Origin of the sequence: Obesumbacterium proteus (assembly GCF_001586165.1) — a bacterium.
Taxonomy (GTDB): domain Bacteria; phylum Pseudomonadota; class Gammaproteobacteria; order Enterobacterales; family Enterobacteriaceae; genus Hafnia; species Hafnia protea.
Genome location: NZ_CP014608.1, coordinates 2965589 through 2980177, shown reverse-complemented (window position 1 = coordinate 2980177; position 14589 = coordinate 2965589). Strand labels below are relative to the sequence as shown.

12 protein-coding genes are annotated in these 14589 nt (G+C 50.1%); all 12 read right to left on the bottom strand.

Annotated elements, in window-relative coordinates:
* Positions 1 to 113 precede the first annotated feature (113 nt).
* The 12 genes from DSM2777_RS14040 to DSM2777_RS13990 all read right to left on the bottom strand — a co-directional run bounded on the left by DSM2777_RS14040 (position 114) and on the right by DSM2777_RS13990 (position 14584).
* Entirely contained in the window at positions 114 to 1244 is a 1131-nt protein-coding gene (locus DSM2777_RS14040) for a hypothetical protein (protein ID WP_061554279.1), read from the bottom strand.
* On the bottom strand, positions 1241 to 1498 hold the full coding sequence (locus tag DSM2777_RS14035) for a PAAR domain-containing protein (RefSeq protein WP_046457902.1): 258 nt from the start codon (positions 1496 to 1498) through the stop codon (positions 1241 to 1243). The genes DSM2777_RS14040 and DSM2777_RS14035 overlap by 4 nt, the downstream gene beginning before the upstream one ends.
* 9 nt (positions 1499 to 1507) lie before the next feature.
* Positions 1508 to 3865 carry a T6SS phospholipase effector Tle1-like catalytic domain-containing protein gene (locus DSM2777_RS14030; RefSeq protein ID WP_064645467.1) on the bottom strand — a complete coding sequence of 786 codons (2358 nt, stop codon included), beginning with the start codon at positions 3863 to 3865 and terminating at the stop codon, positions 1508 to 1510.
* Positions 3856 to 4362, bottom strand: a complete 507-nt coding sequence (locus tag DSM2777_RS14025) for a DUF3304 domain-containing protein (protein WP_061554278.1) — start codon at positions 4360 to 4362, stop codon at positions 3856 to 3858. The genes DSM2777_RS14030 and DSM2777_RS14025 overlap by 10 nt, the downstream gene beginning before the upstream one ends.
* An 81-nt stretch (positions 4363 to 4443) precedes the next feature.
* Positions 4444 to 4956 (bottom strand): DUF3304 domain-containing protein, encoded by a 513-nt coding sequence (locus tag DSM2777_RS14020; RefSeq protein WP_061554277.1) that lies wholly within the window; start codon positions 4954 to 4956, stop codon positions 4444 to 4446.
* Positions 4957 to 5037: 81 nt separating this feature from the next.
* Entirely contained in the window at positions 5038 to 5544 is a 507-nt protein-coding gene (locus DSM2777_RS23810; RefSeq protein ID WP_071889915.1) for a DUF3304 domain-containing protein, read from the bottom strand.
* 81 nt (positions 5545 to 5625) lie between these two features.
* Positions 5626 to 6123 carry a DUF3304 domain-containing protein gene (locus DSM2777_RS14015; protein WP_061554276.1) on the bottom strand — a complete coding sequence of 166 codons (498 nt, stop codon included), beginning with the start codon at positions 6121 to 6123 and terminating at the stop codon, positions 5626 to 5628.
* A gap of 34 nt (positions 6124 to 6157) precedes the next feature.
* Positions 6158 to 6919, bottom strand: coding sequence for a DUF4123 domain-containing protein (locus tag DSM2777_RS14010; RefSeq protein ID WP_061554275.1), 762 nt, complete (start codon positions 6917 to 6919; stop codon positions 6158 to 6160).
* A gap of 13 nt (positions 6920 to 6932) precedes the next feature.
* Positions 6933 to 9329: a type VI secretion system Vgr family protein gene (locus DSM2777_RS14005; protein WP_061554274.1), complete on the bottom strand. Its 2397-nt coding sequence runs from the start codon at positions 9327 to 9329 to the stop codon at positions 6933 to 6935.
* Positions 9323 to 12088 carry a type VI secretion system ATPase TssH gene (tssH, locus tag DSM2777_RS14000; protein ID WP_071889913.1) on the bottom strand — a complete coding sequence of 922 codons (2766 nt, stop codon included), beginning with the start codon at positions 12086 to 12088 and terminating at the stop codon, positions 9323 to 9325. Before tssH ends, DSM2777_RS14005 begins: the two co-directional genes overlap by 7 nt.
* A 207-nt stretch (positions 12089 to 12295) precedes the next feature.
* Complete coding sequence (locus DSM2777_RS13995) at positions 12296 to 12787, bottom strand: Hcp family type VI secretion system effector (protein WP_025802740.1); 492 nt, start codon at positions 12785 to 12787, stop codon at positions 12296 to 12298.
* Between the two features lie 87 nt (positions 12788 to 12874).
* Positions 12875 to 14584 (bottom strand): OmpA family protein, encoded by a 1710-nt coding sequence (locus tag DSM2777_RS13990; RefSeq protein WP_061554273.1) that lies wholly within the window; start codon positions 14582 to 14584, stop codon positions 12875 to 12877.
* Between the last annotated feature and the right edge of the window lie 5 nt (positions 14585 to 14589).

The following is a 14589-nucleotide window of genomic DNA, read 5'->3' as shown; positions in this document are numbered from 1 at the left end:
AATTTAAAGTAGGGTCCAACAAATAAATATAGAAGGACGCCAATAAGCACCAATAGGAAAATAACGATTAAATAACCTATAACTAAACGCACCAACGAACTCGGATTATCTTTTTATCGGTTGCCATGAGGAACGGTCACTCCAATAACCATTTTATTTTCTGTACACTGACTCATCCAGCCACAAGGCTGCTGCGTATCTAGCGTGTGAAGAAGCGACATTGATATCGCTATATAAGGAGATATTTCACCTAGCGCCCCCCAATAAGGGGCAAGAATATGTTCAATGGCCGACCATCCTCCAGGCTGAAATTCAGCCATACTTTTCTGGTCCATCGCGAGGCAACATTCAGGCATGTCATCCAAATGGGCATAGCGTTCTAGATGACGAGCAGCCATACCAGATTCTACATCCGATGCAACGTCGATTTCCTCAGCACGATGCAAAAGGGCGTTTCCTGCTTGGCTCGCTATCCAAGCAAAACCGGCCTCTCCCGCAGGAATAGCGTCAGCAGATTGAGATAAACTATAAGTGCCTGCGCAAAGCATCCATTTATTAGCATCGATACTCTGCTGGAAAACATCAATAACGTGGTCCATATCATCAATGCACTTTAAATCTAATCGTATAAATGAAATGTTATTGACCGCAGACTTTATTGTTTCAATAAATATCTGGAAACTTGCCTCATCGCCAAACCAGCTAATATAAGCAAGGCTTTGCCATCGTGATTTTATTTCTGGACTATTAATTAACTGCTGAGCCAAATGATGTGCTAAACCCTGTTCTCGTACCGTGGGCATATTTAATAACAGTGGGTAGCGTAGAGATAACAACGTGGGATTATTGGGAGCAGGTGTTCCTCCTGTCATTATTCCTGAATATAACGATTGCTCGTCACCTAAAGGGCCTATTAAGTAAACCTTTTCAATGGCAATACCTAAAGAACGTTCTTGCCACCAATCATTTTGCTCTTGTTCAACAACCTGCTGATAGCTGCTGCGATTCTTCAATCCAATCTGTAGCAGTAGGTAGCGGATAGCAAGTGCAAGTGCCCAAAATAACGAAGGAAAACCTATGATGAAAAACCAAAAGGCCAAACCGGAGGGAGCTTGCTCTGTTGAACGTAGAAGTAGTGCCAGAAACGAACCGATTAACCAAATAGCAGCGAGCAATATGCCCCATCGTCGCCAACGAATAGGCCCAGGGGTGATATAATCGGGGTATTCTGGCGGAAATTTCATGGTGCAATATCCATCTGAGCCAACGAGCTAACCAGCGTACAACCACATTCGCAACGGTGGCCGTCCAACGCTACGGCCTTTCCATTAATCGTGCTGCCCGATGCGCCTTGAGCAATGCGGGTTGCACCATGTTTATTACATACCGCGCTGTCACCCACGCAGGATATCGGCTTGCCGAAGGCGTTATAACTGCCGCCCGTCACTTTGCCACCATATTCTTTCAAGGTGTCACCCACACGAATCACCTTTTTCATTTCAACCCCCTATGCCACTTTAGTCACATCACTGGGTTCATCAATGCCGAGATAGCTACTCAGATAATCCATTCTCTGATTGTGCTGAGCGCCTATCGCCTGCTGTTTTTGGCTGCTGACAAGTGCACCAATATTCTTGGTCGGCGCAAGCAGATCCATCGCATTCGGGAGCAGTGGCACATCTAATCCCGTCGCTAAATCAACAATTTTATACTCTGCCGACATCACGCCGATGGTTCCCGCCACGCCACCGAGCACGTTCTGCACGTTTTTCTGCTTCACCGTATAAATCACGCCACCGACCAACGTTGCCGCACCAACAACTTGGCCTGCAACGGCAATCAGAGACAGATCTTTATTGTTTTCATTACCGCTGTAGATCATGCGATAGCGAAAATAGCCTGCCCAAGGCTCTCGGGAATTTAAAGTAGAATGCATAAACCACGCGCGGGAATCATGAATTTGCTCATCATATAGCGCACAAACCAAGGCCATTTGCGGATCTTTGGTCACGCTTCCCAGTCGATCGATAAATAATTTGGAATATAACCCCTCGCCAGCCTTTTTCATCTCGTCGTATTCAACTTGCTCATCATCGCTGTTAATAAGGTATATGGCATATTTTGGGATCGTATCGAGGATCACCTGTGCCACGCTATTTTGCTCACGATTCCAATCGTAATAATCGTGTTCAAACTCACGGGCGGCTTCGCGTAGCTGCTGCTTATCCAAAGTGGGTTCAAACTCTGGAATACCCTGCTTGTTTATACCTGCGGTTGGGATAGAGTCGTTTGAATCTTTTCGCTTGGTCTGTCTAGATTGCTTGATTTCGCTTACTGCCTCGTCATATTCGTCTTTCTTCCGTTTTTGCGTCTCAGCATCCCACTGCGTGGCATTTGTATAAAAGCCCTGCACTTGGTAGCTACCACGTGCATAACGCCCAATACGCCACGCGGTGATCCACCCCATCTGCTCCTCAATCTTGGTTTCAAGTGAATGGCTTAATAGATGAGGCTTATAGCCCACTGCCGTCTTAGTTTCACCACTCTGCTGCGTTTCTTTTTCAGAAAGGATAGTTTCACGCCATGCGTTGAACCGCCCAACTAATATTGGAGATACATGAAACTCAATAAGTGAGTCAGATGACATTGCGAACGACGGCGACTTAGACTTAATCCCCTCAGGGATAAGATTCTCTGGGACTGATAGAGGTGCCCCTGAGTCAAAAGCGGCCGCATACATATCATGCAATATAATTTGCGATAGCAATTCACCATCCCCGCCTGTCGCCTTACCCTGATCTCCCTTAGGATATCCGCCGCCGATATCCGAGTGCATACCCGGGTATATAACCTCTTTTGCATAGCTCGGGTATGTGCCATTTGGCCTGCGGATTGTATCGAGGGGGAAGCTTAAGCGCTGCTCATGGGCGGCCACGAAGTGCTGGCAGCATTTCACATAGTCAGGATATTTTTTTTCATCAGGCAATTGCTGAGTGCCATCCGCCCAGCCCATATGGCCTGCGGCAAAAGGCGCAACGTGCGCAATACCTACTGAGGGTACGGTATCCAAAATACCGAGAAACTCAATGCTAAGCGGCAATCCTAAAATAGTTTGCTCCGGCAGTTCAGCGCCCTTCGGAGTTGTAAACATTTCGCTTAGCCAGTTTACAAAGGTGCGCGCCTCCGCCGCTCCGCGAGAAAAGCCATAGACGAAAAGTTTAATCGCCAATATTTTAGGATTTGCTGTATCGATCTTGCTACGAAGGGGCTCTAGCAAATTATTAAACGCGTTACGACGATTCACCTCACCGGTAAGCGGCCAATGGGCACGCATATCAGCAATCGTTGTTTTCATTTTTTCCGCAGCTAAAGGCGCATCACCTAACGAAATCGAAAGTGCATGGACTAGCTGCAGTAATGCCCAATTAATTCGGTCTTCTCCACCAGAAGCATACTTTAAACCATCACCGCTATAGTCCATCTCTCCAATATCTGGAAATGGCGTGCCAACCCCCGGCATATAATAGGAGAAATAACCTTTTAACTTTGCATCTTCGGCTAACAACGATGCATGGAAAAGCTTCGCTATATTTGTGGGATGTGGGATCTTGTCATCTTTCTTCTCACTATCGTTTTTATCATTATTCCCTGTACCATCAAAAAATAGGCTGACATGCAAGCTTTGGCTGCAGGTGAAGCCTGTTTTTTTTCCTGCAGACTCACTGCATTGAAGTAAAAAACGATTTTCTTCTTTTTTTTGCTTATTATAGTTTTCTTCAACTTGAAGTTTAGACGTCGGAAATCGTCCTACTGAAGGGAATAATGGTGGAGCACAGACTGAGCTTTTATTAGTTGTTATTGACATGTTTTCGGCTCCGGCATATTTAATGGTTCTTTTATTGGGTAGTCACCTCTACCGTAAACAGAACATGCCGCAGTAGCTTTGACTTGATCGCAGGGTAGAAAATGAATAACCAAATCACACGCTTTGCTATATTTAGGAATATCTACTACTGCAGAATGAAATACATAATCATCCTTTACACTCTTTTCCCATTCTTTATATTTTCTCTCATCAGCATAGCCAGGAAACGAATGCGTATTTTTAGAGGCTGATTTCCATTCTATATTTACCTTCATTCCAGATACCCATTTGTCTTGGAGCATAACACAGCAGGTATAGCCTCCCACTTGCCCTCTATATCCATTTACCGTAAAACTAGTGATCTCTTTTTGAGTGTGGTTCACACCGGTTAAATTTGCTCCACTAGAAGCTCCATCTCTCGCAGCTGCAGTAAATCCTGTCGTCAACAGAGCCAGCAGCATCAGTACACCACCGCAATTCCTTAATATTTTATTCATTACCCTCTCCTGTTTGGATTAGCATCATTATGGTTATTTACTTCACACTTTAATAAATAGTCATAATGGCACCAACAGTATTTATCTCGGACATGTTTTTGGCTCCGGCATATTCAATGGCTCTTTTATTGGATTGTTTTTATTTCCATCTGCCCAGCAGGATGTCGTTGCTTTAACTTTGTTGCAGGGTAAAAAATGCACAGTTAATCCACAGCTATCATTATCATATCTAGGAATATTCACTACCGCAGAATGAAATACATAATCATCCTTTACACTCTTTTCCCATTCTTTATATTTTTTCTCATCAGCATAGCCAGGAAATGAATGTATATTTTTAGAAGCTGATTTCCATTCAATATTTACCTTCATTCCAGACACCCATTTATCTGGCAGCATAACACAGCAGGTATAGCCTCCCACTTGCCCTCTATATCCATTTGCCGTAAAACTAGTGATCTCTTTTTGAGTGTGATTCGCACCGGTTAAATTTGCTCCACTAGAGGCTCCATCTCTCGCTGCTGCAGTAAATCCTGTCGTCAACAGAGCCAGCAGCATCAGTACACCACCGCAATTCCTTAATGTTTTATTCATCACCCTCTCCTGTTTGGATTAGTACCATTATAGCTATTTACTTCACACTTTAATAAATAGTCATAATGGCACTCACGGCATTTATCTCAGACATGTTTTTGGCTCCGACATATTTAAAGGTTCTTTTATTGGGTATTCGGGGCTACCATATCCCCAGCATGATGTTGTGACTTTAACGTTATTACAGGGCAAAAAATGCACTGTTAGACCACACCTTTTCTCGCCATATTTCGGTATCTGAACCATCGCACTATGACTTGTATAACGCGATGCATGCTCCGCATAAGCCTTCCTATACTCGTCCGTTCCTAAAGGCGGTAATCGTTCATATGGTTTTGGATCTACACTCCATTTAACCACCGCACTCATACCCGGATTCCATTTATTAGGTAACAAAACACAACATGTATTTCCCCCAACAAAACCGCCGTAACCATTTACTGAAAATCGAGTTACCCCTTGTTTTGTATGATTCACTCCCCTTAAATTCCCACCAGTCATATCATCGTCACTGGCGAATGAGCAACCGGCCGTCAATAGCGTCAACAGCACCAGCATGCCACCGCAATTCCTTAATGTTTTATTCATCACCCTCTCCTATTTGGATTAGCACCATTATGGTTATTTACTCCACATTTTAATAAATAGTCATAATGGTACGCATGATATTTATCTCGGACATTTTTTCGGCTCCGGCATATTCAATGGTTCTTTTATTGGGTAGTCCTCTCTACCATATACGGAACATATCGCCGTTGCTTTAACTTGATCGCAAGGTAAAAAATGAATAACTAAATCACATGCTTGGTTATATTTAGGTATATCTACTACCTCACTATGATTTTTATAATTAGCAGCATGTTTCGCGTAAGAGGTTCTGTATTCATCAGTACCCAGTGGTGGTAGTTTCTCGTTGGGATTGGGGTCTGACACCCATTTAACTTCTACTTTTAGACCCGGCCGCCATTGATCAGGAAGCATTATACAACAGCTATACCCGCCCATTTGCCCCCTATAATCATTGACCATAAAACTGCTAATTCCCTTTTGGGTATGGTTCACTCCGGTTAAATTTGCGCCACTGGAGCTTTCACCAGAAACCACCGTCCCTGAGGTTAATAATGTGACAAGCATGACCAAATTTCTTACCACTATCGTTTTTTTCATTTTATGACGTCCTTGTTATAAAGATGAGTGAGTATTAGCACTCTAAATGGTGCTGCTCGATAAAGTCAGCAATATCGCCAAGAAAACCTTGTTCGGTTATGCGCACTGCCACACGATAGTAATGGGAGAAATTATGTTCCTTGGAAAAGGCGTTATTGCGAAACCGTTCTGAGCTGGCAATATTTTCGGCATCACTCATACAGGCAATTCTCTCAAACTGATTATCATCCAGAGATATCTCAAAATCACTCATGACAAAATTCACTTCTGGATTAAAACTGCCAGCCAGCCAAACCGGTGATTTATCCCTATCCATCCAGCTCCAAAAAAGGGCAATATCCGTTAGCCGTTTCTTTTGTTCAAGATTAAAAACATCCGTTGCTAAAAGAGGAAATACGCGGGTATCATAAAAACGCAACAGGCCAAATTGTTCCCCCCATTTAGCGACGGATATTTTTTTCAAGTGCTCGCACAGCAGATCAAAAGAGAGTGGTGAAACCAGCATTAACAGTCTTGGGGTTCCAGAGAAATGTTCCATTAGCTCAGACAGCCATGCTTTATGCTGCCATATATCCAGTTGAACACGCATAAGCAAAGGGGCTTGTTCAAGCAGCCCCTCTTCGGGCGTATCATCGAATAACGAAAACCATTTTATTTCTGGTTGCATACGCTGCAAGGACGAGACTATGGGCTGCTGCCAAGCAGCCTGATCGACAAGAATATCGATATAGTTTAAATCCGTCGTCGTACACACTTTTTCGATTTGAGACAGCCAAAGCTGGCGTTTTTCACTCACGTTTTCGTTCCTTCTATTGACGCAATACAAATCCGGCAGCTTCTTCCTGTGCCTTTTTCAAACACTCTTTGCACACCGATTGAGGGAGCTCGGGTAGAGGAAAATCCTCACTTGCAGGCGTATCCCAAACGTGTGTACCTTTCAAACTTAAACGGCTTGGCCCGTGAATCTCAATCTCACCCTGTGGCGTTAAACGAATATAAGCCCCGCCGCAGCCAATAGTGATACCGTTTTTTGCAGTCAACTGTAGATGCCCTTGCACCGACTGTATGGTAACGTCTTTCAGTGCGGTTAAGGCCATCGTATCAGCATGGGATTCAATGGTTAATGCGCCTTTACCTGAAACTAAACGCATACCTTCCTGCTGAGCCAATAGCGATATTGCCTGACTTGAATTTGCAGAAATACGCTGTGCGCTCGCTAAGTTTATCTCTCCTTGGCTTTGCAGATAGAGCGCTTTGCCGCTTTGTAACATCACGGTTTCTGGGCTGACGGCACCTATTCCCTGTGGTGCACTCATCAGAAGTGCCGCACCGGTTAGCTGCGTTGCTTGTGTCAGATAGTTTTTTAAACTCTCGCTTTCAGGCTGCAAATTGTGATGGGACTGGGTGATGGTTCCCCAATCCGTCATTTGGCTTATGGCTCCCTTGATCAAGCTTACCGCCTGATCCATCTCCAACACCTTCCCACCCGCCTTTGGCTGGCCGTCGGCGCTGATGAAAATCCCCTTGCCCGCCCTTATCGCGCCCCAGTCGTCGGTGCGCAGTTCGAAGCCTTCGCCGCGCTGTTGTTTTTGGCTGTCAACCAAATGGCCGAGGTTGAGCTGGGTTTTGCCGCCGTATTCGGTGCTGAGTTTGATGTGCTCTTTGCCGCGTTCGTCGTCGAGGCGCAGTTTGTTGTTAGCGGGAGTGCGCAGCACGTTGCGTTTGTAGTTTTGCAGCGTGACGTGGTCGCCGTGTTTGGAGTCGTGCAGCGCGTAGGCGATGTACGGTCGGTCGGGGTTGCCCTCCTCGAACGCAATCGCCACTTCAGTGCCCGCCAGCAGCGGTGCATGTAGACCGTAGGTGTCACCGGCATACGGCCGCGCTTGGCGTACCCATAGGCTTTCACATCCGGCCTGCCACTCGTCGCGGTCAAAATCAAACGACACGCGGTAGCGACCATCTTTGTCGATGTGGCTGTAGGTGTCATTCACCACGGTGCTGGTGACGCGAGCCGGAATGGTGCCCGCCATCACTGGCTTGGCGCTAGGTTCTGGGCGGAAACAGACGTTTTCAGAATACGGGATGGCGGTGAATTCAACTTCGTAGCTTTGGTCACGGCGCGCTTTGCTGCTGATAGCCACGATCACCGCACCTTGGCGGAACGCCTCGGGCGCATCGCCATCCACTTTGAGCTCCTGCCCCGGCGACAGCGCCGCCGAAGTGGTGAAACCGTGCAGCAGGGTTTGTTGATTCAGATAGCGTTCATGACGCAGGCGCGCATAGAACGCACCGCTCTCTGACTCAGACTGTGGGCTGTTTTTGTCGCCCGCCGCCAGATAATTATCCGCATAGTGATAGGCTTCGCCGTAGGTGGTTTTGTCGCCGCGGGTAACGTCAACGTCGCCATCCATCCACGATTGGGCTTGGCGATAGTTGTAGTCTCGGGTGGTGACGCGGTTTTCGACCACCTGATGAGCGCTGGTTAAGCCCCACACCGATTCAACGCCGACGTCATTCATGCCCGACGGATTACGCAGCGGCAGGCTGGTGCCAAACTGGTAATGCTGTTGATCGTCATAGAATTCCACGACGTCGATATTGAGTTTAGGGTCGGCGGTGAAGCGGAACCAGATGCCGATTTCGGCCAGCAGGCGGCTGATAAATTGCAGATCGTTTTCGCCGTACTGCATCACCAGTTCACGTTTTGGATAGGTGTGCGCCAGCGTGAACAGGAAATCTTGCCCTTTGAAACCGTGGCGATCGCGCAGGATCTTTTCCACGATCTCCGGCACCGAGAGGTTTTGGTAAATCGCGTGCTGATGGCTTTTCGCCAGCAGCGCCAAACGCGGAACCAAAGTGACTTCATAGCGGCTTTCATCGCGTGAAGTCGACAAACGCTTGAAGCGCTGGATCACCCCGTGCACCGTGCGCAGCGCCTGCATAACCGGCGGCGTCATCGACAACGCGGCACCTAAAGAGGCCAGCGCATTCGGCGTGGCGTTCAGAGTGAATATGGCGTCCTGCATCAGCATCTGCGCGGGCTGGATGTCTTTGGCCGAGCTGGTGAATTCAATGGTGTAGCGATAAGGCTGGCTGAGATGCTCTTCGCCAGTGAACGCCAACACGTCCAGCGGAGCCGTATTGTCCCAGACCTTCAGCACATGGTGGCTGTGGTCAAACATCAGTTGAGCCGCAGTATTTAACATGTCACCCTCGCTTCGGCGGTTATCTCGCCGTCTGAGTTAGCATTCTTTTTGTCAGCGTTCAGTTCATCACCGCGATCTTCGTCACCGCTCTCTTTTTCACCAAAATCCAGCGTAATGCCGTCTTCGTCGTTGTAACCCAATGTCAGGCTGTTCGGTTTTCGCTGCTGCGCTAAACGCTGTAATAGCTGCTGAGAAAGCACCGGTAAGATCTGCTGGTTAAGCAGGCTGTCGATGTTGCGCGCGCCGGTATCCGGCAGCAGACAGGCCTCGACCAGCGTGTCCATCAGGCTCTCTTCGATGTGGCAGGTTAGCCCGTAATGTCGCTGAAGACGCTTCGCCACCTGCCCTAATTTGATGGACACAATGCGGCGGAGCGCCACGGCGTCTAGCGGGCGATAAATCAAAGTCTGGAAACGGGCGAGTAAGGCAGGCTGGAAATGATCGCGTAGGATCGGACGCAGCAGCTCTTGCAGCATGCCGTCCGAGGCCTCTGGCTGTTGTTCTAACAGCGCCATCAGCTCATCGCTGCCCAAGTTGGCGGTCATTAAAATGACAGTATTGCGGAAGTCGATCTCACGCCCTTCGCCGTCGCGCATAAAGCCACGGTCGAATACCTGATAGAACAGGTTTAAAACGTCGCGATGCGCCTTCTCAACTTCGTCGAGCAGCACCACGCTGTACGGTCGCTTGCGCACCGCCTCGGTCAAAATCCCGCCCTGACCATAGCCCACGTAGCCCGGAGGTGAGCCCTTAAGCTGGGAAACTGTGTGCGCCTCTTGATACTCGGACATATTAATCGTGATCAGGGATTTTTCGCCGCCGAACAGGTCATCGGCCAGCGCCAATGCGCTCTCGGTTTTGCCCACGCCGCTCGGGCCAACCAACAGGAATACGCCGAGCGGGCCGTTCTCCGAGGTTAAACCGGTTTTTGCGGCGCGTAACCGCTGCGCCAGCGCGCCTAGCGCAGCCGGTTGGCCGATAACGCGTTCGCCCAGCTGATCTTCCAGCTGTAGCAGGCTGGTTTGTTCATCTTTCAACAAGCTGCCCAGCGGCACGCCCGTCCAGTCGGCGATCACGTTCGCCACGGTGCGCACGTCAACGTCGAGAGAAAGCAGCGGCTGATTGCCCTGAATTTCGCTCAGTTGCTGTTGAATAGCGGCGCGTTCGGACTGGCGGCTGAGATCTTGGCGCACTTCCAGCAGCGTTTGGGTAAGCTCGCGCTCTTGCTGATATTGGGCATCGAGCTGCGCCTGTTGGCTGAGCAATTCAGCGCTCAGTTTTTCAATCGTGCCAAGTCGTTCACTGTCGGCGCCGCTGCTGAGCACTAAATCTTGCTCGATAGCCAGTTTTTCCATCTCCAGCGACGCTAACTGGGCGTTAATCTGGGTGAGCTGTTCAGGCACGGTATCCAAGCTCATACGCACGCGGGCGCTGGCGGTATCCAGTAAATCGACGCCTTTGTCCGGCAGTTGTCGTCCGGTGATATAACGGCGCGACAGCGTGACCGCCGCTTTCACCGCCGCATCTTGAATATGCACGCCGTGATGGGTTGCGTATCGCTCTTTTAAACCGCGCAGCATCAGGCACGCCATCTCATCGTCGGGCTCGTCCACTTTGACCATCTGGAAACGGCGTTCTAGCGCGGCGTCGCGCTCGAAATATTGTTTGTATTCAGACCAGGTAGTGGCCGCAATGGTGCGCAGTTCACCACGAGCCAGCGCCGGTTTCAGCAGGTTAGCGGCATCTGCGCCACCGGCCTGATTGCCCGCGCCGATAATGGTGTGCGCTTCGTCAATAAACAGCAGCACCGGTTCGGGCGCTTGCTGTACTGCTTCAATGACGTTTTTCAGCCGTTGTTCGAATTCACCTTTCACGCCCGCACCCGCCTGTAGCAAACCGAGATCCAGCGTGCGTACACTCACGGTTTTTAAGCTGTCTGGCACATTGCCTTCGGCAATACGCAGCGCTAAACCTTCCACCAGCGCGGTTTTACCCACGCCGGGTTCGCCCACCAGAATCGGGTTATTTTTGCGGCGGCGGGAAAGAATATCGACCATCTGGCGAATTTCCATATCACGCCCAAATACCGGGTCGATACCGCCCGAACGAGCTTTTTCGGTGACGTCGAGGGTGAATTTGTTGAGCACCGCCAGATGCGCTTCCTGCATCGGCGAAACGCCGCTGGCGTTGGGTTGACCCGAGGCCGATTCGGCATTCGGCGTCGGCTGCGCTTCAGAATAATGTTCAGAATGATGCTGCGAGTGCTGCAATCCAGTTTGCAGCTCAGGGCGTTCTTCCGACTGGGCATCTAACAGTGGCAGCAAACGAGAAAGCTGCGTGGTGCTGATACTCAGCAACGGCCAAACGGCGTCCGTCGCCAGTAAATTAGGCTTATTAATCAGCGCGGCGAGCAGATGAGAGGAGCGCACGGCGTCGGTATTTTCCTGCAACGATGCATCTAGCCACGCATTTTTGATCAGCTGTTGGAGCTTGTCAGAGAGCTGTGGTTTTCCCTGAATGGTATGCGGAAGACTTTCTAAATGATTCAGCAACCCCTGCCATAGGCCGTCCATGTCCCATTCGTAACGGCGAGCGATCACCGTAATGTCGCCTTCGCCCTGCTCTAACAGCTTGAGCAGCCAGTGTTCTACCGTGATTTCCGCATGGGCGCGGGTTTGGCATAAGGTGGCGGCGGCGGCAAGCGCCTGAGCACAATATGGATTTAACCGACGCAGTAAGCTTGCTGAATTATTTCCCATTACATTCTCTCTCCCGTTTATGCCCATTGCCTTATTAGGCACGCTACCGCCCATAGCCGTTTTCCATACTTGGAAGCCAAGGCCCATAAGGTCATCAAATTAAATTGTTTTAAATCAGTTTGTTGTTGTGCTCAGCGTCCGAACAAGGCCGTTTTGGCGCTGAGCAGAAAAACGAAAAGGCAGACGATTTCTCGCCTGCCTGAGGTATTACGCTGAAGCGCGCTCATTCCAAGAGTCAGAATGAATGATGTTGCCGTCTTTGAAGGTCCAAGTGATCTTCTCGTAACGGAACTCAATCTCTTCCAGATGGTTGTGTTTTTCTTTCGATGGGTCTTTGATATCCCACATTTTTGGCGCGACTTTCACGACTTTGACGTTTTCGAGCTTGGTGTTGAAGTATTCCACTTCTTGACCCGCGTCATCGATCTTGTACCATTTGATTTCGGCAGACTTCAGGGTCTGGCCAGAAGTCACGGCTTTGTAGAGATAAGGGCTAGATGCGTCCACCTCTTTGGTGAATACCAGAGGAGTATGGATACGAGTACCGGTCAGTTTGCCGGTGTTGTTGTCGGTAGGGATGTACAGAGAGTGTTCCAGCGCGACCATTTCGATGCTGCCTTCACGTTTTTGTACGTCTACTGAACCTTTAATGTCTGCGCCGCCGTCGTCTTTCAGCCACAGATATGCTGGAATTGCCATGTAAAACTCCTTGTTACTGGGGAGGTACTTATCGGCACTTGGGGTACTGATAAGTACGCTGTTGTAAGCCGCCACACTGGCGGCTGGTTAAAAATCTGATGCCTTGGCGGGCAGCTTGCAGGCTCCCGCCTCTGGCACCAGACGAATATCTACCCGTCGATTAGCCGCTCGGCCAACGTCGGTTTCATTGCTGGCGATAGGCTGACTTGCGCCATATCCCTGCACCGCGAAACAGGTCATCGGAATATCCCCCATGCTGCGCATCCAATCGCGTACCGCTTCGGCGCGTGCTTGGGAGAGCGTGACATTGCGCTGCGGATTACCGGTGGAATCGGTATGTCCGGCGATCACAATCAGCCAGCCCGGCTGCGCTTTGATGTCGACTAGCGCACTGACCAACACCTTGGTGGAACCCGCTTTTAGCTTCGCGCTGTTGGTATCAAACAGCGACAGGCTGTCTAAGCGCACCGCTTTGGGGATCACCACCTTGGCTTTTTCCTGCACTTTTTCCGGTGGCGGTGGCAAATAGGTAGCAATCGTCGCCAGTAACGGCTGGCGCAAGCGCTCACCCGGATACAGCCCTAACCCCATGCGCAGCGGAACACCCTGTCGATAGTTGTTATCCAACAGCACTTCGTCTTGGATCAGCACGTCAACCGCGTGCTTTTTCGCCACGTAGTCGGTCATGCGAATCGCGTTGTAGCGCTGGATATCGTCACTTACCTGCCGCAAAAGCTGGCGGTTATGCCACGCGGAGCTGCCTAAGGCCGCAATCGCTGCCAGCGTAAATAGCCCAATGCCCCATGCCTGCGTCCGGCGCAGCGGAGTAAACCCCGACTGCTGAGGCAACAGGCGGAGTAAGCGATCGGGAAAAGCCAGCACAGAGCTCGTTTCAGCGTTTACCGTTTCGCTATTCGCCCCATCGCCAAGCGTGGTTTTACTTGCTAACCACTGCTGCCACAGCGAGTGATTACCCGCTGATGCAGGCAGCGCCGCGACCGGCGATAGTGCAATCGCTACCGGTCGACAGGCCGGAGCCGAATGTTCCTGACGCTGGCAGTGTGGCAACACAAATTCAGCCATCCATTCGCGCCAGCTTTTGACCGTGACCGCACACTGGAAGCGTTCAGCGCGCAGCGCGTCACCTTCATCGCTACGATTCGCCACAAGCCAGTCAGCCAGCGCGCGCGGTGCCGAACGGCCAATGCCGACGCTGTTTTCCGCCTGCCCTGCCAGCCACTCAAACCACAGTTCATCGGGCTGATGGGCGTTGGCGATAGCCAAATAGCTGGTGAACAGCACCGGCGTATCTCGGCCACACAGCTTGCTGACGCGTGAAACCTGATAACAGAGCTCACGCATTTGCCCCGCGAGCACGGCGGTATCGCTTTGCTGCTGTGGGTTAATCACCCGCAAGATGCTGATTTGTTCACTCCAACCAGCACGCTGCGCCAGCATAGAATCAACAAAATCCACCAAGCGAAGATCAGGCGGTAAACGCAGATAACAGCCCTGCGGCGTTTCTCTTACGTTGGCGAGGCCAAACAGCGCATCAACGCCGTCGCCGCACACCACCACCACCGGATGACGGAAATGCTCAGGCGGTAAATCAGCGGTGGCCTCCATCACATGGGCATTCACACGCCCTGCGCGCCGCCAACCGATAACCACCACCAGTAAAACCATTACGATGGCGATAATTTGCCCCAACAGCGTCAGCGGCAACCAAACCAGACACAGTAACAGCGCGAGCAATCCGCCCCATGCCCATAGGGCGCGCTTATAGGTGGTGCTCATGTCAT